Annotated in this window: 20 protein-coding genes; 8 read left to right on the top strand and 12 right to left on the bottom strand. The window is 40.9% G+C overall.

Annotated features, from left to right (window positions below; all coding sequences use genetic code 11):
• Position 1: 1 nt before the first annotated feature.
• From smc to EAH57_RS11305, 3 genes are all read right to left on the bottom strand, one after another.
• The gene (gene smc / locus EAH57_RS11315) at positions 2–3,502 is read right to left on the bottom strand and encodes a chromosome segregation protein SMC (RefSeq protein WP_121930144.1); all 3,501 of its coding nucleotides are present in this window, start codon (positions 3,500–3,502) and stop codon (positions 2–4) included.
• 21 nt (positions 3,503–3,523) lie between these two features.
• Positions 3,524–4,219 (bottom strand): GntR family transcriptional regulator, encoded by a 696-nt coding sequence (locus EAH57_RS11310; protein WP_004669914.1) that lies wholly within the window; start codon positions 4,217–4,219, stop codon positions 3,524–3,526.
• A gap of 411 nt (positions 4,220–4,630) precedes the next feature.
• The gene (locus tag EAH57_RS11305; protein ID WP_121930143.1) at positions 4,631–5,431 is read right to left on the bottom strand and encodes a sulfite exporter TauE/SafE family protein; all 801 of its coding nucleotides are present in this window, start codon (positions 5,429–5,431) and stop codon (positions 4,631–4,633) included.
• A gap of 29 nt (positions 5,432–5,460) precedes the next feature.
• Between EAH57_RS11305 and EAH57_RS11300 the strand changes: the two genes are divergently transcribed.
• Both EAH57_RS11300 and EAH57_RS11295 read left to right on the top strand, forming a co-directional pair.
• Positions 5,461–6,213 (top strand): biotin--[acetyl-CoA-carboxylase] ligase, encoded by a 753-nt coding sequence (locus EAH57_RS11300; protein ID WP_121930142.1) that lies wholly within the window; start codon positions 5,461–5,463, stop codon positions 6,211–6,213.
• Positions 6,214–6,228: 15 nt separating this feature from the next.
• A complete protein-coding gene (locus tag EAH57_RS11295) occupies positions 6,229–6,972 on the top strand; it encodes a pantothenate kinase (protein ID WP_121930141.1) in 744 nt (247 codons plus the stop codon).
• On the opposite strand, the gene EAH57_RS11290 is transcribed toward EAH57_RS11295, so the two are convergent.
• Positions 6,942–7,529: an RBBP9/YdeN family alpha/beta hydrolase gene (locus tag EAH57_RS11290; protein WP_121930140.1), complete on the bottom strand. Its 588-nt coding sequence runs from the start codon at positions 7,527–7,529 to the stop codon at positions 6,942–6,944. The genes EAH57_RS11295 and EAH57_RS11290 overlap by 31 nt on opposite strands.
• 161 nt (positions 7,530–7,690) lie before the next feature.
• Positions 7,691–9,103 carry a signal recognition particle protein gene (ffh, locus tag EAH57_RS11285; protein ID WP_004669909.1) on the bottom strand — a complete coding sequence of 471 codons (1,413 nt, stop codon included), beginning with the start codon at positions 9,101–9,103 and terminating at the stop codon, positions 7,691–7,693.
• A 146-nt stretch (positions 9,104–9,249) separates the two neighbouring features.
• Here ffh and EAH57_RS11280 point away from each other — a divergent pair, with 146 nt between their 5' ends.
• Complete coding sequence (locus EAH57_RS11280; RefSeq protein WP_004669908.1) at positions 9,250–10,059, top strand: cytochrome C assembly family protein; 810 nt, start codon at positions 9,250–9,252, stop codon at positions 10,057–10,059.
• A gap of 79 nt (positions 10,060–10,138) precedes the next feature.
• On the top strand, positions 10,139–11,071 hold the full coding sequence (locus tag EAH57_RS11275; RefSeq protein WP_121930139.1) for a tRNA dihydrouridine synthase: 933 nt from the start codon (positions 10,139–10,141) through the stop codon (positions 11,069–11,071).
• 88 nt (positions 11,072–11,159) lie between these two features.
• Here EAH57_RS11275 and EAH57_RS11270 read toward each other — a convergent pair whose 3' ends face one another.
• The 7 genes from EAH57_RS11270 to dcd all read right to left on the bottom strand — a co-directional run bounded on the left by EAH57_RS11270 (position 11,160) and on the right by dcd (position 21,474).
• Entirely contained in the window at positions 11,160–12,149 is a 990-nt protein-coding gene (locus EAH57_RS11270) for a DUF6160 family protein (RefSeq protein ID WP_121930138.1), read from the bottom strand.
• Positions 12,150–12,294: 145 nt separating this feature from the next.
• Positions 12,295–13,794, bottom strand: a complete 1,500-nt coding sequence (locus EAH57_RS11265) for a tryptophan 7-halogenase (protein WP_121930137.1) — start codon at positions 13,792–13,794, stop codon at positions 12,295–12,297.
• A 59-nt stretch (positions 13,795–13,853) separates the two neighbouring features.
• The gene (locus EAH57_RS11260) at positions 13,854–15,350 is read right to left on the bottom strand and encodes a hypothetical protein (protein WP_121930136.1); all 1,497 of its coding nucleotides are present in this window, start codon (positions 15,348–15,350) and stop codon (positions 13,854–13,856) included.
• Between the two features lie 20 nt (positions 15,351–15,370).
• Positions 15,371–17,767 carry a DUF6160 family protein gene (locus tag EAH57_RS11255; protein ID WP_121930135.1) on the bottom strand — a complete coding sequence of 799 codons (2,397 nt, stop codon included), beginning with the start codon at positions 17,765–17,767 and terminating at the stop codon, positions 15,371–15,373.
• Between the two features lie 19 nt (positions 17,768–17,786).
• Positions 17,787–18,479 carry a hypothetical protein gene (locus tag EAH57_RS11250; RefSeq protein ID WP_121930134.1) on the bottom strand — a complete coding sequence of 231 codons (693 nt, stop codon included), beginning with the start codon at positions 18,477–18,479 and terminating at the stop codon, positions 17,787–17,789.
• A gap of 12 nt (positions 18,480–18,491) precedes the next feature.
• The gene (locus EAH57_RS11245; protein ID WP_121930133.1) at positions 18,492–20,573 is read right to left on the bottom strand and encodes a hypothetical protein; all 2,082 of its coding nucleotides are present in this window, start codon (positions 20,571–20,573) and stop codon (positions 18,492–18,494) included.
• Positions 20,574–20,904: 331 nt separating this feature from the next.
• Positions 20,905–21,474 carry a dCTP deaminase gene (gene dcd / locus EAH57_RS11240; RefSeq protein WP_004669899.1) on the bottom strand — a complete coding sequence of 190 codons (570 nt, stop codon included), beginning with the start codon at positions 21,472–21,474 and terminating at the stop codon, positions 20,905–20,907.
• A gap of 238 nt (positions 21,475–21,712) precedes the next feature.
• Between dcd and EAH57_RS11235 the strand changes: the two genes are divergently transcribed.
• The 4 genes from EAH57_RS11235 (at position 21,713) to EAH57_RS11220 (ending at position 25,903) form a co-directional block, all read left to right on the top strand.
• Entirely contained in the window at positions 21,713–22,255 is a 543-nt protein-coding gene (locus tag EAH57_RS11235) for a DUF2062 domain-containing protein (protein ID WP_121930132.1), read from the top strand.
• 152 nt (positions 22,256–22,407) lie between these two features.
• Positions 22,408–23,412, top strand: a complete 1,005-nt coding sequence (locus EAH57_RS11230) for a TAXI family TRAP transporter solute-binding subunit (RefSeq protein WP_121930131.1) — start codon at positions 22,408–22,410, stop codon at positions 23,410–23,412.
• Positions 23,409–23,885 carry a DUF1850 domain-containing protein gene (locus EAH57_RS11225; protein WP_121930130.1) on the top strand — a complete coding sequence of 159 codons (477 nt, stop codon included), beginning with the start codon at positions 23,409–23,411 and terminating at the stop codon, positions 23,883–23,885. The genes EAH57_RS11230 and EAH57_RS11225 overlap by 4 nt, the downstream gene beginning before the upstream one ends.
• Complete coding sequence (locus EAH57_RS11220) at positions 23,882–25,903, top strand: TRAP transporter permease (protein ID WP_121930129.1); 2,022 nt, start codon at positions 23,882–23,884, stop codon at positions 25,901–25,903. Before EAH57_RS11225 ends, EAH57_RS11220 begins: the two co-directional genes overlap by 4 nt.
• Positions 25,904–25,975 lie beyond the last annotated feature (72 nt).

Below are 25,975 nucleotides of genomic sequence, written 5' to 3'. Positions count from 1 at the left end.
ACTAAGACTCCGCAACTAACCCGTATTCTTTTGCCTGTTCTAAATCAACAGTCACTAATTTTGATGTACCTGGCTCAGGCATGGTCACTCCTAACAAATCTGTTGCCATTGTCATTGCCAATTTATTATGTGTAATGTAAATGAATTGCACCTGTTCAGAAAGCTCTTTTACCAAATTACAATAACGTTGCACGTTCGCATCGTCCAGTGGCGCATCAACTTCATCCAATACGCAGAACGGCGCAGGATTCAATCTAAAAATCGCAAACACCAATGCCATTGCAGTTAAGGTCTTTTCGCCGCCAGAAAGTAGTGCCAAAGAACTGTTACGCTTGCCCGGCGGACGCGCCATCAATTTCACGCCTGACTGCCAATCATCTTCAAGACTTAAAGTCGCTTCACCGCCACCAAACACCTTTGGAAATAATAACTGCAACTCTTGATTGACCTGATCAAATGTACTCATAAACAACTTACGCGTTTCCTGATCAATGCTTTTCATCGCATCTTTCAGTTGAGTTACGGTATTTTGTAAATCTTGCATTTGATGGCTCAGCTCATCAAAACGCTGTGAAACTTCTTCATATTCTTGCGATGCAGCCAAGTTGACTGCTCCAATCTTTTCAAATTGTTGCTGGGCTTTTTCCAATTTCTGCTGATGGTCTTTGATTTCAATCAACACATCGGACAATGGTTCAGAATTGTGCGCTTTAAGCTGTTCTAAATAATGCTCGCGATCTGATTTAGCAGCCTGCCAAGCCAAACGTTTCTGTTCGAGTTGCTCACGTACCTGCTCATCTTTTTGTTGTGCCAAATGACGTTGTTCAGTGAGCTGTTGTTGTTTTTCTTGTACTTGATTCAGCTCAAGCTGCCATTCACTCCATGTTTTTTGCAGCTTTTCCGTTTGCTGCAATTGCTCTTGAAACTGTGACTCAAGATTTGGTAATTCAAGCTGAATCGGATCAACAAACTTCTTCGCCTGTTCAATTTGCTCAATGATTTGTCGATATTGTGTTTTTAAGAACGAAATATCTTTCTCTAACAACTCAATTTGCTGACTCGCTTGAGCCGTTTGACGACGTAAATGTTCACGCTGTTGCTGTTGTTGGGTTAAATGTTGCTGCTGTTCATCCAACTGTTCCGTTAGATTTTCGACTTGAAACTGCAAAGTCTTGTAGTTCGGCAGGACGGCTTCTAACTTGATCGCCAAAGCATGTAAATCAATCTCCAAGTCATCACGCTGCATGGCATCTTCTTCAAGCTGTACATCTAGCTGTTTGAGCTGATCTGCCAGTTGCTGTTGCTGCAATACAAAAGCCTGTGCCGTACTTTGTAATTTGGCAATCTCCACATCTAGCTGTTGCAGCTCTTTTTGCTTTTGCTTCAGATGTTGCTGCTGTTGTTGCGCAGTCTGTTGCTGTTGTTGCAAAACGTGCTGTTGTTGCGAAAATTGATGTTCCAAAGCAGATAACTGCGGCTGATGTTCAGCAAGTTGTTGCTCGATTTCTTCTAAACGTACTTGATGACTCAGCAAACCCTGTGCAGTTTGGCTATCTTCATCATAAAGTAAGCCAATAACCCAATCTGCTCCAACATGATAACCATCAAGAGTTAAAATTGACTGGGCTGGGTTTAAATCTTTTTGATGATCCAATGCTAACGCTAAATTTTCAGCCACAGCGACATTTGACCATAGCGAAGATTGAGGTGATTCGATCCAGTCTGATAGATATTGCAAATCTCCCCTAACCCCTCTTTGGAAAAGAGGGGATGAGAAGCCATGCTTCGCAAGTCCTTTATCAAAGGGAGGTTGGGAGGGATTTCTTAACTGACGCGCCACACCTTCTTGGAAAGACTGCTCATCATCCAACAAATATGCTTGCAACCACTTGGCTAAAAACTTCTCAATGATGGCAGCATGGGCTTTACCTTGAGCGGTCAAACGCAAGTTTTGCATCAATCGCACAGCATCTTGATGCTGCTTTGGGCTTTGCTTTGCCATCAACTGATTTAAATTCTTTTGCTCAGCCAATAAAACCTGAATATCTGTCTTGAGCGTCTGTAAATCTGTCTTACTCAACTGTTGCTGGTCTTGCTGGGTCAGCACCCTTTGCTGTAGCTGTTCAATGGCTGTTTCTAGCGCAACAATCTCTTGCTGTAACTGCTGCTGATGTTGCTGCAATGGTGCCTGTTCATCATGCTGTACTTGAGCACGGATTTGACTCGTTTGCGTTTGCAAGGTTTGTTTCTGTTGCTCTATGCGCGACACATTTTTTGTCAGTTGTTCGATTTGAGCAGCCATTTGCAGCTTTTGCTGTTGTTGCTTGTCTACTTGGCTTTTTAACTGTTCAAACTGTTGCTGTGCTTGCTTATGCTGAGCCTGTAAATCACTTAAATTTTGCTCTGAGGATTGAGTTTGTTGCTCAAGTCCAATTAAAGCCTCGTTTTGCTCATCAAACTGAGTTGTTAAGGTTTCAACCTGTAATTCAGACAATTGCAAACGTTCTTTGCTTTGTGCTTTTTGTTGTTCAAGCTGAGCTAAACTGCTGCTGTTCTGCTGAAATAAACCCTGTTTTTGTTCCAATGTCATTTTCAATTCAGCCAGTTTTTTTTCTGCCTGTTGCCATTCTTGTTGCAACGGAGAGGACTGCTGAATTAAGCGTTGGAATAATGCACTGGTTGCCTCTAAATCATGTTCAATCGTATGTGACTCTGAACGAACCAATTTAAAGCTTTCGCCAAGCTCGGTCATTTGCAAGGTATATTCTTGCTGTAACTTATGACTTTGATCGGCTTGAAAGGACAAAATTTCTATTTTTAAAGTTCGAATTTGAGTTTCTAAAGTTTTGTATTGAATCGCAGCTTCTGACTGCCGTTTTAATGTACGTAACTGTGATTTAAGTTCAGCCGCAATATCATCTAATCGTGCAAGGTTTTGCTCAGTATGTTCTAAATGCTGTAGGGTCTCACGACGACGCGCTTGATAGCGAGAAACCCCTGCCGCCTCTTCAATAAATACCCGCATTTCTTCAGGTTTGGCATCTACAAGGCGGTTAATCATGCCCTGTTCAATGACAGCATAAGAACGTGGCCCTAAACCCGTCCCTAAAAAGATATCGGTAATATCCCGACGACGACAGCGTGTGCCATTTAAAAAATACTCAGACTTGCCTTCACGGGTGACTTGGCGACGTACAGCAAGTTCATTATAAGCATTGTATGCGCCGCCTAATTTACCGTAAGTATTATCAAAGCGAAGTTCAACACTGGCAACGCCTACAGGTTTACGCTTGGATGTTCCTGTAAATATAACATCCTGCATACTGCCACCACGCAACTGACGTGCGCTAGACTCGCCCATAACCCAGCGAATTGCATCAATGACATTTGATTTTCCACAACCATTCGGCCCCACAACCGCCGTACGGTTCGCCTTAAAATGTAAGGTGGTACTATCGGCAAAAGATTTAAAGCCGGAAAGTTTTAAACTGCTTAAACGCATACTGCCGTATCTTAACCCTAATTAGCGGCGTGAGCGTCTCGCCCAAGCCAATTCAATCTGTTTCATACGTGTCAGAGATTCCAACACAAGGTTGCGCAAGTGTCGACAAAAATCTTCCATAAATAAAGCAGCTTGTTGTGATTTTCGGATCAAAATAGCATCAATCACCAATTTAAACAGGGTAAATGATTCTTGTAGCTCACGACGTGAGGTGTTTAAGGTTAAAAAATAGCTACGACGTAACGATGGCAACAGTTCTTTATAAAACTGCATCAGATAGGGATTGGCCACCATATCGTGTTGTTCTGCTAAATATTTAAAGATCGCATCATAAAATTTTTCAATATCCCCTGCGCGAACAAACTCGACCAACTCATCCAGCAATGCTTGTAATTGCTCTGCCTCATTGACACGCCAAGTTTCACTGATACGTTGCACGATATGACCAAGCACCATCACATTGGTATCAAATAATGCCTTGACCTGTTGAGCAGACATTTCAGAAACAATCGCCCCTCGACGCGGAAAAATTTCGATCAAATAGGTTCGTTCAAGTAATAACAACGCTTCACGGACAGAACCACGACTAACATCTAATTCTTTAGCGATGCGTAATTCTTGAATACGTTCGCCCTCAACCAGCTCACCGCTAATGATTTGTTCACTAATATATTTTGCAATCTGTTCAGAAAGACTATCAGCCTCTTCGAGATTCATGAGTCCCTCGCTATCTTTGTTATACGCATTTTCCGATACTGGTTGTGCTTTTTTGTTTTAACTGATCTTAGTGTATAAATTCTATATCATTGTCAGACAATTTCATTGCTTTTTAAGCCAATCACGCTAAAAACACGATTAAAACACCCAATTTGACTAAAAAACCAAGATTTTCTATTTTTAATATCAGGTATTTACATTTTTTTATCGGATTTGACCACATATCTGAAAGATAAAATATGAGCAATTTATTTTATTGACTAAAATCACATAAAATAAAAATTTAATGAGTAAAAGCACATTTTAAAACCTCACTTCTAATTATGCGATCAGCAAGATGGGGCGCTACGTAACTTCCATCAAAACATGCTTGTCGTGATGGAAGTCTATTCAGAATTCAATTAAAGAAGCTTACATCAGCCCTTTATAGACAAAATAACAACCTACGGTGACCAATAAGCCAGCGAAACATTTTTTCAGCATCGCAGGAGATAATCGATGTGCCACTTTCGCCCCCACTTTTGCAGTAATAAAGCTCATGGTACTAATACCGAGAAAAGCATAAATATGTACATAGCCAATGGTATTTGGCACATTGATTTGCTCTTTGGCACCAAACCACATAAAGCCGATTGCGCCTGCTGCTGCAATTGGCAAGCCACAAGCTGCCGAAGTAGCAACTGCTTTTTGCATCACCACCCCATATCGGTTTAAAAATGGAACGGTTAAACTTCCTCCACCGATCCCAAAAATCGCCGAGGCAACACCAATACCTCCACCCGCAGCAAACTGGATCGGTGCAGAAGGCAAATGGCGACTGGAATTGACTATCGCATAAGCTCCTCTGAACATTTTAAATGCCATCCAAATCGCAAATACACCGATCACAAGCTGCAAATGCTGCCCGGACATCAGATCGGCAATCCCAGCACCAAGAAATGAGCCTAGAACCAGTCCTGGCGCTAAATTTCGAAATACTGACCATAACACCGCACCTTGCCGATGATGTGCCATCACCGAGCTAATTGAGGTCACAATGATCGTTGCCAAGGAAGTACCAATCGCAATATGCATAATGACATTCGGGTCATAATTCATTTGAGTAAAGACGATATATAAAATTGGTACAATAATTAAACCACCACCTACGCCGAATAGCCCCGCTGTAAATCCTGCGATTGCACCAATCAACAAATATATGATTAACTCCATAAACACATGACCACTCTACTTTTAAAACGATGGATGATTTCGCAACTCGCCAGTTACAGCAATTATTGAACGCAAAAAATCAATATCCTGAAGTGGTTTTACTCAAAACGACCACGACATCGACCAATGATGATATGCGTGAAATTGCACAAAAAGGTATTACTACAGGCTTGGTGTGCAGTGCACAACAAACGCAAGGTCGTGGTCAGCACCAGCGACAATGGGTGTCTCCTGAAGGCAACGTTTATTTAAGCACACTGATTCAAAGCAAAACAGCATTAGATGGCCGCCTTGCATTAGAAGTTGCCCTGAATATTTTACAGATGCCAAGCCTGCAAGATTTAAACTTACAAGTCAAATGGCCCAATGATCTATACAGCCCACAAGGTAAATGGGGCGGGATTTTGGTTGAGCCATTATCCGCCAATCAAGCCATTGTGGGTGTGGGAATCAATTTAAATACCCCTGCAATTGAAAGTGCAGATCAACCGATTACTTCTTTACAGATGTTAGGTTTAGAGCAGATTGATCGCTTAAGTTTGATCGCTGAGTTGTACACGGCGATTCAACAAGCCTCGCGATGGTTTGAACATGGTTGTTATAATTTAGCAGATCGTTTTAATCACCATGCGATTTGGCTCAATCAACAGGTTGAGTTTGAACATGCTCAAGGCAAAGTTCTGGGCATTTTTCAAGGGATTTCAAATGATGGCGCAGTCATGATCCAAACAAATCAACTACAGCACTTCTATCAAGGTCGTTTACGACTTGTGTCCGTTTGAGGAAATCATCGTCCTATGAAAAGCTTATGGCTCGATATTGGTAACACCCGCTTAAAATACTGGATCACAGAACAAGATCAGGTGATTGAACACGCTGCCGAGTTACATCTACAGTCTCCTGCTGATTTGTTATTAGGTTTGATTCAACACTTCCGCTATCAAAATTTGAGTCGGGTGGGTATTTCCTCCGTGCTGGATACTGAAAATAATCAGCGTATCCAAATCATTCTCGATATTTTGGATATCCCGATTATTTTTGCACAAGTTCATGCCGATTACGCAGGATTGACATGTGGTTACGATGATCCTAGTCAACTCGGGATTGACCGTTGGCTTCAAGTCTTGGCAGTGGCAAAGCCAAATGAAAGCTTTTGTGTAATCGGTTGCGGTACCGCGCTGACAATTGACCTCGTGAAAGATTTACAACATTTAGGTGGCTATATTCTGCCAAATTTGTATCTGCAGCGCGATGCACTTATTCAAAATACCAAAGGCATTAAAATTCCTGATTCGGCCTTCGATAATTTAAAACCCGGTCACAATACTGTTGATGCAGTTCATCATGGGATTTTACTGGGGCTGATCAGTAGCATTGATCAAATCATGCAACAGTCACCAAAAAGTCTGGTCTTAACAGGCGGTGATGCACATTTATTTGCCAAGTTCTTAGATCACTATCAACCACAAGTAGAATCAGATTTATTACTGAAGGGATTGAAAACCTATGTTCAACTCAATTCGGCTTTAACTAAAGTTTGAAGTATTTGTAATAATTGTGAAAATTCAATATAACCATCTTCGGCACGAAAATGCCCAGCCTGAGTCACTTCGATCAGTTGGGCATTTAATAGATGTGAAAATTTAAAACTGAACGGAACTGGAACAATAGGATCATTGCTAGAGAACAGCACCACACGGCGCTGAATATTTTGCCTCAATATTCCGCTATCAAAAGTGGAATGAGCAATAAATAAATTCAACTCAGGATGCTGAGGCAACGGTTCATGAAAAGCCGCGATAAATATTCCGGCTTTAATGGTATGTTGTTGCAGCTTTCTTGCAAGAAACTGAGCAACAGCCACGCAGGAAAGACCATGAGCAACCACAATACTGTGCTCATTTAATTTTTTTAACTGCGCCTCTAAACATGTATGCCAAATTTCGCTATCTGGATGGCTTGCATCTGCCAAAAAAACTCGTTCAACGGTGACATTCAGTTGTTTTAGCTGTTGTTCTAGCCATAGGTACCAATGTTGTTCAGGGTCAGCATTCACACAATGTGTGATGTAAATCGTATTGACTGAATTATGCGACATAGTTATCACTATTTTCAATATAAAACATAGATTTAAAACCAATTTTCTTCTTTTAATCTTTGATTAGATATTGATCTTTTGTATCAATTTTATACAGAATACAGCCATTCAAACTCAATAAAAAAAGGCGCAGATTGCGCCTTTTTTTGGATGTAGAGCAGTTATTTCTTGGAGTCATTATTTCCAAATAATGGTCCCATACCACCACCACCACCGCCAAATTGTTTTTGCATATTGCCAAACGATTTCAGCATTTTGCTCATGCCAGATGGATTGGCAAACTTTTTCATCATTTTTGCCATTTGGGTTTGTTGCTTGATTAACTTATTGACTTCAGCCACATCCATCCCACAACCTGCTGCAATACGTTTCTTACGACTCGGATTCATAAGATCAGGATTACGGCGTTCTTTAATGGTCATCGATTGAATGATGGCTTCCATACGCTTGACTTGCTTTTCTGGATTCGCTTTTTCGATCGCGTCTTGAATGCCAGAATTGCTCATGCCAGGCAACTTGTCCAAGAAGCCCATCATGCCGCCCATTTTGCTCATTTGTTCAAATTGCATCAGCATATCTTCAAAATTGAAGGTTCCGCCCTTTTGCAATTTTTTCGCCATTTTTTCGGCTTTTTCTTTGTCGATTTTACGTTCAACTTCTTCGACTAAAGAAAGGACATCCCCCATCCCTAAGATACGTTGTGCAACGCGATCAGGGTGGAATGGCTCAAGTGCATCGAGCTTTTCACCGATACCTAAGAACTTAATTGGCTTACCTGTGATCGCACGGACAGAAAGTGCAGCACCACCACGGGCATCACCATCGGTCTTGGTGAGAATCACACCAGTCAATGCCAAAGCGTCGTTGAAAGCTTTTGCTGTATTGGCAGCATCCTGACCCGTCATCGCATCAACGACGAATAAAGTCTCAGTAGGCTTAACCGCAGCATGTAATTCTTTAATTTCATCCATCATGTCTTCATCGACATGCAGACGACCAGCGGTATCGACAATCAGTACATCAGCGAACTGAATTTTGGCTTGTTCAATCGCACGATTGACAATATCAATTGGTCTTTCAGACGCATGTGACGGAATAAAACCGACACCAACTTCATTGGATACAGTTTCTAACTGCTTAATAGCTGCTGGACGATAGACATCGGCAGAAACCGTCATTACTTTTTTCTTTTGACGTTCTTTTAAGAAGCGCGCTAATTTTGCAGCAGTGGTGGTTTTACCCGCACCCTGCAAACCAGCAAGCAACACCACGACAGGTGGTTTTGCACTTAAATCTAATGTTGCATTTTCCTCACCCATCATTTTGGTGAGTTCATCATAGACAATTTTTACAAATGCCTGACCAGGAGAAAGCTGCGTCATGACTTCTTGACCGAGCGCTTCTTCCTTTACCTTCGCGATAAATTCACGTGTTACAGGTAACGCCACATCGGCTTCAAGAAGTGCCATACGTACTTCACGTAAGGTATCTTTAATATTGTCTTCGGTCAGCTGCCCTGAGCCAGTAACATTTCTTAAACTCTGTGTGAGTCGTTCTGTTAAGGTATCAAACATTGCGAAATCCGCTTAAAATGGCTAGTTGCAAAAAAATCTTTCTTAAAATAGAAAATTTATGCATAAGATGCTATAGGATACTGTAGTTCGCAGCGAATTTATATCTTAATGGTGAATATTATTCATCCTCCTAAAAAAGGTTTGACATGATTAGTCTCCCCTTGGTTTACACAATTTTGGCACTTATTGCTTATACCAGTTCGTTTTGGTATTTGTTTATTCGTCTAATGTCAAAACGTACACCAAATCTTTGGTGTTATGGTCTGATGGTGGGTTTAGGAGTACTGCTTCACAGTGCTGTCCTCTATCAAGACATGATGACACCAATGGGAATAAATTATGATGTATTTAACCTCATTTCTTTTACTTCGGGATTGATGCTGGCGCTGAGTTTGATCCTGAGCCTGATTCGTCCGATTTTGCCATTAAATCTCATAGGTACGCCTGTCGCAGCGGTTGGTCTAATCTTGGGTTATGCCTATAGCCAGCCAAATCAATTTATTGAGCTGCATAGCTTTGGCTTAGATCTACACATTATCCTGTCTTTATCAGCCTATGCCGTACTCTTGATGGCGACCATACAAGCCGTATTACTTTGGTTTCAAGACCGAGAACTCAAAAAGAAACAGAAAAAAAGAATTTGGGTCAATTTACTCCCCCCATTCCAAGTGATGGAATCATTACTTTTTGATCTGATTATTACAGGTTTTGGTTTATTGACGGCTGCGCTAATCTTTGGTTTTTTCACCATTGATAATTTCTTTGCTCAGCACCTTGCACATAAAACGGCATTTAGTATTATCTCGTGGTTTTTATATGGTGCTCTGCTGATCGGACGTTACAAATTTGGCTGGCGTGGACTCAAGGCCATTCGCTTTACAGTGACTGCTTTCATTTTATTAGCCATTGGCTTTATTGGTAGCAAGTTTGTCTTAGAAATGCTTTTAGGACGTTAAGTTTTTACACTTCTAATAAAACTAGACAGCCTCCTTTAAAATGCGTATAACGCTGTTTTCGCTTAACTAGGTAACCATCGTGAAACTTGTGCTCGCCCCAATGGAAGGTCTAACTGATCCAATCATGCGTGATGTCCTCACTCATGTCGGCAGTTTTGATTGGTGTGTCACTGAGTTTATTCGTATTACTGATACTATTCTGCCTGATCATATTTATTATAATTTCTGCCCGGAACTTAAAAATGATGGAAAAACGGCAGCGGGGACACCTGTACATGTACAATTCCTAGGCAATAACCCAGACATGCTTGCAGCCAATGCATCGAAAGCCGTCGAGCTAGGTGCACCAGCAATTGATCTAAATTTTGGCTGCCCTGCAAAAACGGTGAACCGCCATCGAGGTGGTTCGGTACTACTCGATGAACCTGAAACAGTCCACCTATTAGTCAAAGCTGTTCGTGATGCGGTTCCTGCACATATCCCTGTCTCTGCCAAAATGCGCTTGGGTTATCTAGATGAAAACCACACTTTAGATAATGCTCATGCTATAGAAGATGCAGGCGCGAGTTGGTTAACTGTACATGCTCGAACCAAAGCAGATGGTTATACCCCGCCAGCCTATTGGGAAAAAATTCAGCCGATTACAGAAGCGTTAAAGATTAATGTCATTGCCAATGGTGAAATTTGGAATAATGCCGATGCCAAAGTATGCTTACAACAATCACACTGTCAGGACATCATGATTGGTCGTGCTGCTGTCACCACGCCTGATATTACCTTATGTGTTCGTCAAGACATTGACGATGCACTGCTTTCTTGGCAAGACTTAGTTGAACTGCAACAACGCTTTTTAAGCGGTCAATATAAAACTGAAATCGGCATGATCGGCCGTTATAAACAGTGGTTAGGCATGATGAGCAAAGCCTATCCCGAAGCACAGGAACTATGGGGGCAAGTGAAGCGAATGAAACAACTTGAGCAGATTATTGATGCACTCAACGCCACAAATTAAAGGTTATCAAATTAAAAAAATCGATTCATGAACTAAATGCATAAAGTCGCTTTCGCAAAACTGAAAAACCAGAAGATACAACCTCAGCCTATAATCCGTTCACTCTCATTCTCAAATTAGTCACAGAAGCGCCAGTCAAACCAAAGCTCCCCATAGATGCATTGGGTAAATTATTGAAGACATTTGCTTGTTGAGCATTATTACTACCAAGCAACACATTGTTGAGTTGTAAATTGAACTTATCTGTTGTTCCTGCATGCCCAAAAATAAAGCCACCCGCATCTGAACCTTGAGGAGCTTCAATCCCTGCATAAAAACCATTCAAATCAAAAGGTGAACCATTATGCCCAGTAAATTTAAAATCAAAGCTTGCGCCTATCGGTGCAGTAGTTGAATCACCAGAAACGGCATAGTCAGAAACCAGCATGATATTACAACCATCACCAGCGCCACAGATTGAATCAATACCACCGCCAAACTTGATCATGTTACCTTGCGGTGCAGCTCCCAATTGAATATTCATCGTGGGCTTATTTGCAGCAAAGACAACGTCAATTCCACCTACTCGTAATATTTCTTTGACATCGCTCTTTAACAAGGTGCCAGAATTAAAAATAGAGTTTTGTGTGTAAGTACTACCACTAATACTAGAGAGTGAGTTTGCTGCGGCAGCATATACAGAGAATGGAGAAATTCGAAGCCCTGTAACATTATTATTCAATGCGATCGCGATATTTGCAAATGCGCCACCTGTGCCAGCATCTGTATCTATCGTGGCAGTAAAACCAAGTGTCGTTTCAGCACCACTATTTAAACCGACTACTTTTACGGATGTATCTGTCGTTTGTCCTGCAACACCAGCAACGACCAAACCTGCTCGATTGGTATAGTCTGTAGCTAAACCATCATTATCAATAATTGCCAACTGATTGAACTGAATATTTGACTGTACACCGATCGTCAAACCATCTTGTCCTGTCGTGGCTGAAAGGCTTTGATCATCCATGGGTTGCATTGCCATCGTTAAAGGACTTAACAATAACAATGAAAAACATCCTAGCTTTTTGTTTTTATTCATTGCCCTCATCCATAGACAAATGTTTAAAATATGTACTCTAGCTTAGCATAATCTAGAGAAACCACAATGTGAAACACAATAAATCAGATAAACACTCAAACCATATTAATATCTACTCACATTTTAAAAATATTTCATAAAATCTTTAAATATTATACCTTTGCTTTATAGCAGAAAGATATTGTGCTACTTTTTGCTTTTTCTCAGGGGCCAAAGCATAAAGTTCCGCTGCACTCGCCTCAGCTTTCACAACGCCTAATGCCTGACCAATTGCCAGCCAACTATACACACCAAACTGTAACACACCTCCCATTTCATAGCAGGACAAGTCCAGTTCTCGTGGTGTCCGAGATCTCCAACACTGTTTTAACTCTGTATATGTTGCAGACATCGGTCTATGTTGCATCGCTTTCCAAAACGCTGAATCAGTTCTAGGCGTGTCATAATGCATTCGAATGAAATCACGTATCCCATGCCAGCCTTGTAAATTTTCTTGATTAAATTTATCTATGCTATGTTGTGGAACAACACCATGGCACTCTTGTACAACTGCACAAAACAAACCTAATTGATATAGCATTTGTCCGATTGAGGTCGCTTCGAGTGGTTCAACAAATCCTGATGCCAAACCAATCGCCAACACATTGCCCTTCCACACTTCCTCATAACACCCAGCTTCAAATGAAATCGTACGAATCGGATCAATTTCATGTCCTAGCCATTGCTCAACTTCCTCAACTGCCTGCTCAGATGTTATAAAATTTCGATCAAATACATATCCTGCACCAACGCGTTGTTGCAAGGGAATTTGCCATACCCATCCAGCATTCATAGCTGTTGAACGTGTCACAAGATCAGGATTCTTTTGTGAATGTTTTAAATGGAAAGGAATCGCCGTATTGACTGGTAAATAATTCTGAAAAGATTGCCAAGATACATTGAGTTTTTCACCTAGAACTTTCCTCGAAAAACCTGTTGCATCAACAACAAAATCAACATGTATAGATTGATCATCCACTAAAATAGTTGAGACTAAACCTGTTTCGGTTTCTCGAATGATCTCCTTAAACATACCTTCTTGATGAATCACGCCACGTTGCAATGCGATTCTTCTTAAATATTGTCCAACTTTATAAGTATCGAAATGAAAAGAACTCGCAAAATTATGGCTTTTATCGCTAACCAACATTTGCGTAAGCGTATCTTGCGAAATATTATTTTCTCTTAATTGAATAGAATCTGCTACATAAGAAATCGGAATATCATGATTCAATAGCGCTGAAAGCGTAGGAAAATACCCCTGTTCATCCCAGAATATCTCTTCATTTTTGACAGGAAACATATGATAAAAACAGTCTTTGGGGTTGAGCTGATGATCTCTCCAACCCTCATAGACAAAACCCAACTTATGCACTGCCTCAGTTTCTTGCATGAACTCCCCAAAGGGAATTTTTAACCGATGCAATGCTTCCATAAGATTTAAAATCCCACCTTCTCCAACCCCTACAATCGGAACTTCAGGAGCAGAAATAAGTAAGATTTCAACGCTAGGACTAAATAGTTGACGAAGATGTAAAGCAGCGAACCATCCCGCTGTTCCCCCACCGACAATACAAACTCGTTGTTGACCACGTAAGTTGAGCATTTAAATTCCCACACAAAACAAAGGTGGCCAATAGCCACCTTTTATTAACCCACCAAAATTTAACAGAACTTCAAACCACCAAAACAGTTCGCAACAGGTTTCTGATGGCCATCTAAAAGCAGGTTTTCCAAAACCATAACCGCACGTGCATCATCTGCTAAACGAACATCACCAATCCCTTTATAAATAGGAGTACCAAATAAAGCACCAAACGCCTCCCCAAGACTAAGATCAATCCGATTATTTGATAAATAATCTGTAATAAATGTAGCTATTTGAGGAAGCACATCTTGCATTGGGATGCCTGTGGTTGGATTTAAAGCACCAAAATCTAATGGATCTTTAAATGATAGCCACCAGCCTGGCTGAGCAATATCAGCAGCATCCACCCCAGGCCATTGTAGCGCAGTATTTTGCAATGCAAGATAACCACCGCTACTAATTGGTAAGTTATGAATTAAGTTAAAGTTCTGTTTGACCTGCACATTGGCCTTGAGATTGGTAATATACGAACAATTGGTTTTATTGATCACTGCAGCACAACCTGCACCTGTTGTTCCTTTTGCACCCATAAAAAAGGTTGCTTCATCAACCAAGCCTAGAATTGATTGATCTAAAGTCATAGCAATACCACCGTTATCTGCACCAATAGCGATGGTTGGGATTGGTACATCTTTTACCACCAAATTCAGTTGTTTCATCCGACTTCCTGTGACTATGGTTTCAGGAAAATTGAATTGTACCTCTTGTCGTGGCACGTTAATGCCCCAAATTGGATTACCATTATAATGGTATAGATTCTCAGAACCATTTGCCCCAGCAGGATTTTCATAGCTTCCAGATCCTGATGTCATCTTATTTGAGTTTGTAAATGCAACTCGATCCAATCCAAGTGCCCTGATTTTCGCATAAATTATGTCTTCTGGTGTTGTACCAAACATTGCATCCTGAGTAAATGCATTGACTGGGGTTTCACCAACTTTAATAAAACCACTAAAGGTATTGATTCCACCGCCGGTTGATAGACCATTACCATCAATATCATTACGGGTACCCGCAGTGAGATAACCTAAGATTTCTTCAGCACTGAGCCGAAAACCAGCAATCTCACGAGTAGAGGCACTATTTGGATTTTTGATGGCAAACTCAACAAAGGGGTTGGTCAGTACCGCACTGGTATTGGCACGACCTTTGGACCATGTCGGGGTGCCATCAGCTAACTTGCCATCTGGTGGCCCACTCAGAGAGACATTTTCCATATCAATATCGCAGCCATCTGGGCCATTTCGTCCACCACAGCCGAGTTGCAAAGCACGAATATTGGCATTTAATTCCATCTTTGCCTCAAGTCCAAGTTTATAATAACCATAGTTCTGTAGCGGATTCGCAGTATTAGGTGCAGTAAAACCTAAAGATAAAAGTGCTTGCCCTTGTATAGCAGATAACTCTGTATCGGTCATTTCCACGAGACTTTCACTCGCCCATGTATGGGTTGAAACCACTGACATGAGTAGGCAAGAAGTCAATATTGATTTTTTAATTCCTTTTTTCATCATTCTCTTCCTCTGCTACTCAATTAATTACGTGGTCTTAAGGTAAGTTCAGAACGGATTTGCCCGCCTGTCATGACCATTTCACCAAGTCTTTGTGCTTTGTTATTCACCGCATCAACTCTTGGATAGAAGTTAATATCTTGTACACGGAATACATCATTCGGATTTCGGTCTGGGTTAAAATCAAAACCTAAATTAAAACCAACATTGTCTTTATTGATCACAATCGCGTTATTGAACTGTACTAAACCAGACATTTTGTCAAAACCAATACTGGCTTCATCAATCGGGTCGCTAAGTTGTAATGAACCATCTTTTAAACGATAACGTCCAACAATAGACAAACGATTGCCATTATTGGCTGTAATTTCATTGTTCGGGATCAAACTAAAATTCATATCTCCTAAAAATTTCAATTTTAATCCTAGCAATACATCATTTTTGGTATTAAAAGCGTTCATGATGACTGGGCTACCACTATTTGGATCATTATAAGTTGGTAAATATCCAGCAGCAATTTCAGCCGCCATCACCATAAGTAAATCTTTGAGTTCGACATTTACATTGCCATTTTCAAAGCCCATGCTGCCGTAACCGCGAAGTAACATGTCAATGTTACGTAAGCCCATATAATAGTTTTTATCGCCATCCACAATTAATATCGAGGTTGTTTTACTACCATCACTATTACGTCCTTCAGTACTCAATCCCACAGCTAAACCTAAACGCTGTGAATTAGTCACCGCTGAACGTGAGACTATATTATTACTGTTATTTAGATTAAATACTTCCCCAGTATAATTGGTTGCATAGGTCGCTATGTTTGCATTGACGTTATAAAAAGGCAGTCCCAATCCCCATTTATTGTCCAGCCCCGCATCCGCTTCGATTTTATTTGTCGCTGAAACACCACTGCTCGAAGTAAAACGTCCACGTCTTGATACCGCTTGGAAGTCTGCACCACGTACTGCGACCACTAGACTATATGGGTTGACCGCTTGATTATGAATTTGTTGAAGATAATCAGCTGATGTTGTCAGTGTGCCTGTATTGGTTCCGCCAAAACGTGCATTACGTAAAACCGAATTCTCTGGCATTATCAAAGTACGTGTATTGGCTAGATTGACATACACATTTCCACTATCAAAATAAGCACGTTGATTTGAATTAACAACCAAAGGACTTAGATCACCAAACTCAAAACCGAAGGTATTACTGCCCGCACCACCAATTTCTAGGGTGGTTGCCTTACTGTCATCACCAGCTAACATAGCATCGCCTTTTTGAGTAAACTCCCCTCTCAAACGCAACGCTAAACCACTTGACCCAATGACTGTTCCATCGGCACCATTCGCTGTGGTATTCGCATCACTGGCGAAGCCCAATACATTATTTAATGTATGGGTATTAGTATTATTGTTATCCACTGGCGCAGCGATCCCATTGGCACTGGTACCGCGTAGTTGCAGTGCCCCGTTAACCATACGGCCACTCATGCCCACACGAATTAAGCCTTTACTATTATCTAAATTATAGTTCGGCATATTCGGATCAAGTACAGCATTACTTTTAGTCATCAACTCAATATTTAGACCTGCACTAGTACCCGCATAAGTTCCTGTCTCAGCGCCCAACTGGTTCGGATCGGTCACCCGCGCAAAGTCTACATAACCATAGGTCGTATCAGGACTATTCAGCTTACTGGCAGTGGCTACACCTAAGTTGGTTTGTAATATTAAGCCTTTGGTTGCGTCGACATACATGGCACCTTTACCTAAAAAATTGAAATTGAAATTTTTCAGAATAAGTTGATTGAATTGGTTTGCTGTTCCAGTTCCTAATCCTGTGTACAGATTGATATTTTGTAAACCCAACTGTAAAGTTGATTGAGAGTTTGAATTAAACAAACCATCTCGGGTACTGAGTGCAATTACTTGCGGTGAACCGGTTTGAATTGCGAAATTACCAATGCCCGCATTACAATCTACACTTGGGGTCTGCGCGCAAATTTGAAAATTATCGATTGAGATCGTAGATGGCTGTGACTCTATGTGCAGATCAAGTCCTGTTTTAGTGCCATTTGAACCTGTATTGATTTTATAATGTGTTCCTAAATTATAATTTCCAGCACCTGAACCTGCATCATAAGCCATGTTCTTACGTACTCTTACACCGTTAGCAACAGCTCTCAGAGATTGTTCAACATTACTTGAAGTACCCGCTTGATCTTGCCAATAAAGCTGATCAATTTTGACCTCATCATATTCGACTTGTAAAGAAATGCCATCTTGACCATTGACCATACGCAAATCGCGATCTTGTAATTCCTGTAATGCATACACTGTTTGTGTCAAACACAAAATACTACTGGCCAATGCCGTTAAAACAAAATGGCGTTGTGTCGTTGCAATCCTTTTCATAACCATTTTCCTTTTTATTTTAACAACGTGGATGACCAGCACCACAAGAGAAGATTTTAACATCTCCAGTCAATGACAAATTTCCATTCATATTCACACCAATAAAACCTCGTTCTTTATTGGCGTCAAAACCACTGCCACCATAAGGTGTGGCAGGGGTCAAATAACCAGGCAAATTACTTGAGCCTGTAGAACAATTGGCATCACTTTCGGTACAAGTATCCGTTTCGATCGATAGTGACTGGAATCCAACATTTCTAAACTCAATTGGTTTTGCTGGGTTGAAGCCTAACTTGATCGCCGCGTGTGGTGCGCCATTATAGACAACATCTTCACCATCCAACTTAAGCTCTTGAATATTGACAGTACCTTGGATACCTTTCATCACCAACCACTGTTTACGCCCTGTCGCTGAAGGAATCCGATTGCCCTGCGCATCATAGGTATCTTGAGTTCCATCGTGGTAACGGTTATTCAACGATAATGCTAAACGACAATACAGCAGATCAGCACATAGAAAATTGGCATTGTTATCATGGTTTAAACTAAATTTTAACGATAAATCTGCGCCTGCCTGCCCAGTAACCTGCTGCAAACTGGAATCATCCAAGCTTTCCATCGCAGACAACGTAGTTGATAGCAAGACTAGACCACATCCTTGTAAGATATTCATCGTGATACGATGAAAACGATACTTTTTATTGAACTTCATCGTCTTATATCCTTATAAGCCCGTAGTTGTGAACTTAAGATGTTGAATAAGTAAACCATCAATCACAGCAGAACCAAAATTATTACTGACCGTTGCACCTGTTGGCTGCATACTATTAATTCGTCCTGCGATATCCGATGGTGTCGTAGTTTGTATCCCTAATATTTGATTATTGGTGTTTTGACGCCAAGTGGTTTCATAAGGATCAGGACGATTTAATGAAGGATGCGCCTGCCCAGTTAGTGGTGCTTTGGGATCAACCTTACTCCAATTATCTTGCCAATTTGTCCAATTGTTAGTACACCCCAACCAACCACACTCTCGTTCACGCGTCCGTTTCCAAACCTGAGTAAAATCCTCTTGCACAGAACTTTGTAATCCGGTGCCAGATTTCAATTCACCGATCGATACGCCATAGGCACCAATACCTTTGTGTGCGGTTAACTGATTGGTAACAGGATCGTATTCGGTAGAACCAATAGTAATGCTACTATGCGTGGCATTACTGCCCTGATAACCAGCAATAGTAGAGCTACCACATTTATAGATATTACAGGTTGAACCCAAATAGCTCACACCTGAGTCAACACTTGCCGCAGGATCAATATGCTCATAACGCGTATAAATACGACGGTAAACCTCTTGTACATTTGGGATACGTGCCAACTCGATAGAGAAGTTGTTGCCATCCGTACTCAACATCAAGGGTTGGTATAAATTCCCTAACACCAAGTTGATATTGACATCATAGAGGAAAAGCCCATCTGCATTTGAGTTAGGTTGGAAGTTTGGCACCACGCCACCTAGTGCAGGCGTACTTGTATCAGATGCAGCACCGACTAACTCCTGAGTGCTAATCCTGAATACACTGGTTGCTGTTGGTGCTGTCCAGTTATTCGCACCTTTCGCTCTTAAGCGACGCGTGGTAAAACCATTTTGGTTTAAACATTGTCCGGCTTGCACTGACCCACCAGAAGTATTCGTCTTAGGAGTGGTACACATCCCACCACTAGGAAAACTCCCAGATACAGTAGCATTGGTTGGTGGATCATAGGAAGTTATCAGACCATTTTTACCCGTACCCGCGGCATCGTTTGTCGCATTCGCTTGGGTAGGGGTGATGGTTGTACCTGTTGCCAATACAGCACCTTCAGAAAAGGTATTCGTCGTAGGGTTATAATTCACCTGTACAATTTCTCGCGTAACGGTTTGATTACTCACCGTGCCACGTTTGGTATCAGTCGCACCACTATTCAAGCGCACCAATCCAGCCACACCAAAGGTTTTATTATAATTAGTATTTAAACCATAGTTAAACGTCTTGGTTGTCAGCACATTATTAATTTTTAATTGTGCATCATAGGTTCCACCCATCGCTGATGTCACGCCTTCAAGTGTTTGGAATACCTTAAGGTTTGAACCATTGATACTAAACCCATCCCATACCGCAGCGAGACGCAAACGATTACTTAATCCATTTAAACCATTTTCAGCGATTGCTGCATCACGCTGAAAAATGTCCGTCCATAAGCCAAGTTTTAGATTGTACGCAGAAGATTCCGCACTGCCCGAAGCAGGTAGCGTGGTGTGGCGTAATGGTGCCTCTAAAGTTAAATAAGTGACATTTTCAATATTTCCAACAAAGTTTGGTACGTTTTCATCATTCAAGGTTTTAAACAACCATGGGTTATCTGCTGTGCCCCATGTATCAATCGGGCGTCCATATAATGTCCCCCAATCACTGCCATTGATTGCAGCACCTACATTTTTATTTGATTGCGAAAGTGACAAACCGTACAGCCAAGCATCTGCTTTTTTATAGCCTTTTGCAGTTGCAGTTGCGCTTAACGGTCCCACTGGAATTAAACGAATTGAACCAGCGCCGTATGTTCCTGCGCCCCCATTCGCATTATCTGCACCATTAAAACGGAAAGAAAAATTTTCTGGCAAAAGTGCGATCCCTTCACCCGTGGTTTGACTAAGTCCTTCATCGGAAATTTCCTGCATTGCAAAAACAGTCTGACTGATGCATAAACCAATCAAACTCGCTAAAACAGTTCGTTTAAAAACCACCGTAGAAGTTAATCTAGTCATTTTGACCTTCCTATCCCTTGATGCTCCGCATCATCGTTATTTTTCTTACATCATTTTGAGCGACCAAATCTATCAAGACCAGTTAGCTTCCGAGCCACACTCATACTTTGCAGGCTTTTCCGCCTAGGCATTCTCATTTTTTATTATGCCGAATATTTACACAAAAGCAAAAGAAAGTGGTCAAATGTTACATTTTTCCGATAAGCGAACCGATGATAAAACACATCATTTTTATTTTGTATTTGGTTATTATGTAATTACCTTTATTAGAATCAAATTTGCAACAAGACCTTTTATCAATAGGCCTTGTCGCAAATTTTAATTAGGATAATTAAGTCTTCGGCAACGTCACACCTGTTTGACCTTGGTATTTGCCACCACGATCTTTATATGAAGTTTCACAGACCTCATCACTTTCAAAAAACAACATCTGAGCTACACCTTCACCCGCATAAATACGTGCAGGTAAGTTTGTGGTGTTCGAGAACTCAAGTGTAACGTGACCTTCCCACTCTGGTTCCAAAGGGGTTACGTTTACGATAATACCGCAGCGTGCGTAGGTCGATTTTCCTAAACACACGGTCAGTACATTGCGCGGGATACGGAAATACTCGATGGTACGTGCAAGTGCAAATGAATTGGGTGGAATGATACAAACATCGGATTCGATATCAATAAAGCTTTTCTCATCAAAATTCTTAGGATCAACAATGACAGAATGCACATTGGTAAAGACTTTAAACTCACGCGCACAACGAACATCATAGCCATAGCTTGAGACCCCATAAGAAATCAACTTTTCTCCATTTTCATCGAAACGGACTTGATTTTCTGCATAAGGTTCAATCATGCCGTGTTTTTCGCTCATTTCACGAATCCAACGATCAGATTTTATTGCCATGTCTTTCTATCCAAAAACGAAGTTGATGATTGGCAGCTACTTTAACGTAAAATGACATTAATGAAAACAACACCCCAATCGATATAACCAACCAAGTAAGAAACGATGGAATTTTATAAAAAGTTAAATGCTGAATAACTGATCAGTATTGAAAAATAATCAGATTTTAAGTTTGAACTAAGCAAAGCTTGTTAGTTTTAAGAGTACTGCTCTATTACTTTGATACATTTCCCATTTTATGCCTAAGCTATTCTTTCAGAAATGGCTCCCCTCTTCGGAAAAAATCGCCAAGCTCAAGTTGATGAAAGTTTTTGGTCCACATACCTTAAACCCCTTACTGTGGTATGTGAACCGCCACACTATTGCTAAAGCGATCTTTATTGGTACGTTTTGGGGCATCTTACCCGTGCCTTTTCATAGCCTGTTTATCATTTTGAGTATTTTATATTTTGAAGTGAATTTGCCAATTGGCTTGTGCATGGCTTGGCTTACAAATCCATTGACGGTTGTGCCCATTTTATATTTAGGTTTTTGGTTTGGCACTCAGATGTATCATGTCAAAATGATTAATAATGAGATGTTACTTGGTGTTTTACATCAAATGATCAATTGGTTAAGGAATTTTGGTCATGGTCATATTGATTTTCATTTAGCAAAAATACTTTTGTCTGGCCTGTTTGTTGAGGCGCTGCTGTGTGCGCTGCTACTTTACGTCGTTACACATCTTGTCTGGCGTTGGATGGTGATCAAGAAATGGAAATCTCGTCATAAAAAAGGATAAATTCTTTAGTATAAGAAGCATCAAAAAAGGTTGCCATCCCCATAATAATACGGTAAGAGTAGAACATATTTGATCGCGTTAAAGATGAACTTGAGACTAAATAAAGCAACCAAATGATGGATTTATGGTTTGCACACAAACAGGAGAGAGTAATGAAAAAATGGCCCCAATTCATTTTATTGAGCTTAGCAATAACGGGTATATCAGCTTGCTCTGACAATACTGGCAACAAAAATACAGCTCAAGAAAAGAGTAGTGCAGCAGTTGATGCCAATGCCCTTCAAACAAAATTCGTCAATATTGCTACAGGTGGGGCATCTGGTCCATATAACGTGATTGCAACAAATTTAGCTGAAATTTATCATAAAACTTATGGGGTTAACTCCAAAACCCAGACCACAGGGGCTTCTGTTGAAAATCTAAATCTAATGAAACAAAACAAGGTTGAAATGGCATTCGTGATGAGCGACAGCCTAACTGAAGCAATCAATGGACAAGGAAGCTTTAAGGATAAAATCACCAATGTTCAGCAAATTGCAGCACTCTACCCGAACTATGTGCAAATTGTGACTTCAAAAAAATCTGGAATTAAAACCATTGAAGATTTGAAAGGTAAACGTATCGCAGTGGGTGCTCAAAATTCTGGCGTTGAAGTGAATGCTCGTAGTTTACTAAAAGGTTTTGGTATTAGCTATAAAGACGTTAAAGTAGATTATTTAGGATATGCCGAAGCGGCAGATGCACTTAAAGGCGGAAAATTAGATGCGGCCTTCCTCACCAGTGGTATTCCAAACTCTTCACTTATGGAACTACAACGTGGATACGATTTACAGCTTGTCAGTATTGATCCAGAAAAAGTAAAACAAATTGCTAAAGATCAGGCTTATTTTTTGCCAATGATCATTCCGAAAGGCACTTATGACAATGCAGAAGATATCCCTACCGCAGCCATCATGAATGCTCTGGTGGTACGTTCTGACCTACCCGAAGATGATGTATACAAGTTAACTAAAACATTCTTTGAAAATCTCAACAGTTTGTCGAACAGTCATCAAGCCGCGAAAGACATTAGCTTGCAAGGTGCTCAACAAGGTTTAGTTGCTCAACTACACCCAGGAGCGAAAAAATATTACGATGAAATTGCAGCAACGAAATGAAGTCTTTAAGTGCAGCCTCGGCTGCACTTTTCAGTGGACTAATCGTATTGGGAGTCGTTATAGCGTGTCCCATTGCAAGCACACATGTCACCACTCCAAAACATGATTGTGTTATTCGTGAAACGGATTTTAATTTGCAATGGCGACATTCAGTTGAAAAAACATTATGGCTAGAAAATTATCATCGTGAGAAAAAGGGTTTCCAGCTCGTCTATACAGATCTGATCGCATTTGGTGCAGGAACTCCAAGCGATTATCCGATTATTTTTCAAAAGGACGGCATTATTCGAATGTCGGTAAAGCAAAAAATTGCTGAGATTAACTGGACCGTTTCACGAAATATGCAAGGACGTATTTTGTTTGGAAACAAAAGCTGGTCGATCGCTAATGAACTCCCCGATTATAGCCTCGTGCAGTTTAAGAACAGTTATACACCATTATGGAAGATCTGGTGGTTAGGAGAATGTTTATGAATACACCCAATGATACAGTCACACCAGAACAAACAGATCTAGAAAAACAAAAACAACTATTAGAACAATTTGATAAAGAGTCTGTGACACGAAACCCTAAACAGAAGTCTATTGGTCTATTTATTACGATATTGGCCATTTTTTATTCTCTTTTTCATTTATTTATTACCTATAACCCATTACCTGAACTGATCCAACGTTCAGCACACGTGTCGATAGGTATAGCACTTATTTTTCTATTGTATCCAGCACGACAAAGTAGTGATAGACAGCATATATCGTGGTTTGACTGGGTCTTAATGCTAGCCTCCTTTGCCTCATTTGGTTATTTATGGATTGAGTATCAAAACATCATGACCTCTCGAGGTGGGATTCCAAATACCCTAGATGTCGTGTTTGCCATTATGACGGTGGTATTAGTTATTGAGGCAGCACGAAGAGTCATGGGTTGGATGTTGCCTATTCTTGGACTGATTTTTCTTGCCTACCCTTTTGTCAGCCATTTTAGTTGGATGCCAGACCGTCTACTTACCCGACCTTATAGTGTCAGTGATATTTTCGGGCAAATGTATTTAAAAACAGAAGGACTCTATTCTTCTGCGATTGGCGCTTCAGTGACCTTTATCTTTCTGTTTATTTTATTTGGTGCGTTTTTGGCCAAGTCAGGTATGGGTAAATTATTTAATGATCTCGCGATGGCTTTAGCTGGACATAAACAAGGTGGTCCAGCAAAAGTTGCTGTGATTTCTAGTGGTTTTATGGGAAGTATTAATGGTACTGCTGTCGCCAATGTGGTGGGAACAGGTTCATTTACCATTCCATTGATGAAAAAGATTGGTTATAACAAAAATTTCGCAGGTGCAGTGGAAGCCAGTGCTTCGGTTGGTGGGCAGATTCTTCCTCCTATCATGGGGGCGAGTGCTTTTATCATGGCAGAAACAACGGGAGTCAGTTATGGTACGATTGCCCTCGCTGCCATATTACCCGCACTGTTGTATTACCTTGGTGTCATTTCACAAGTCCATTTTCGTGCAGGCCGTGACAATCTCAAAGGCTTACCTAAATCAGATTTGCCTCGTGTCAAAGAAGTATTGAAAGAGCGTGGTCACTTGCTCATTCCAATTGTGGCTTTGGTGTTTTTCTTATTCCAGTCCATGCCTGTCAGTTATGCAGCGGTCTACACTATTCTTTTAACCATCGTTGTGGCCAATCTACGTAAAACCACACGCATGGGAATTAAACAAATTCTTGAAGCGTTGGCGGATGGCGCTAAGCAATCTTTATCGGTCATGGCGGCCTGTGCTGTTGTCGGATTGATCATCGGTGTGGTCAGTTTGACCAGTTTCGGTTCGGTGATGACCTCTTATATCATGAGTGTTGGCGCTGGAAATCTATTCCTTACGCTGTTATTTACCATGGTGGCGTCAATGATTTTAGGCATGGGGCTTCCATCTATTCCTGCCTATATCATCACGGCGACAATGGCGGCCCCTGCGCTTGCTCATTTTGATGTGCCAATTCTTGTTGCACATATGTTTGTATTCTATTTCGGTCTATTCGCCAATATCACCCCTCCTGTTGCGTTGGCTGCTTTTGCTGGGGCTGGTATTTCAGGTGGAGATCCGATGAAAACAGGGTTTCAAGCACTTAAATTATCCTTAGCTGGCTTTATTGTGCCGTTCCTGTTTGTTTATAACCCAGCCATGTTGATGATCGATACCACCAATGTGGCCATTAATGCTCGTGAATTTGCGCTACCTTCGATATGGAGCATTGTCAGCATCGCGACGACATCGATTATTGGTATCCTCGCCTTAGGAGCAGCTGTAGAGGGCTATTTCAAAACCAGGATGAACTGGCTATGGCGATTGGTCTTAGGTATTGGAGCATTGATGATGATTGTGCCTGAATCAACGACTGATCTCGTTGGTGTTGTTATTGTGGGAGTTTGTGTTGCCATGAATATCGCACAAGCGAAAAAAGAAACGGGTTCTACACCACCTCAATCAGCTCACTAGCACTACCATTACGCGGCTGTGAATAAAATCTAAAAAGCTGTCTCAACATGTGATGAGACAGCTTTTTGCTGT

It is taken from the genome of Acinetobacter sp. 2JN-4 (assembly GCF_003687745.1).
Classification (GTDB): domain Bacteria; phylum Pseudomonadota; class Gammaproteobacteria; order Pseudomonadales; family Moraxellaceae; genus Acinetobacter; species Acinetobacter halotolerans.
The sequence above is the reverse complement of the archived record's forward strand: the minus strand, read 5'-3'. Positions and strand labels throughout refer to the sequence as shown.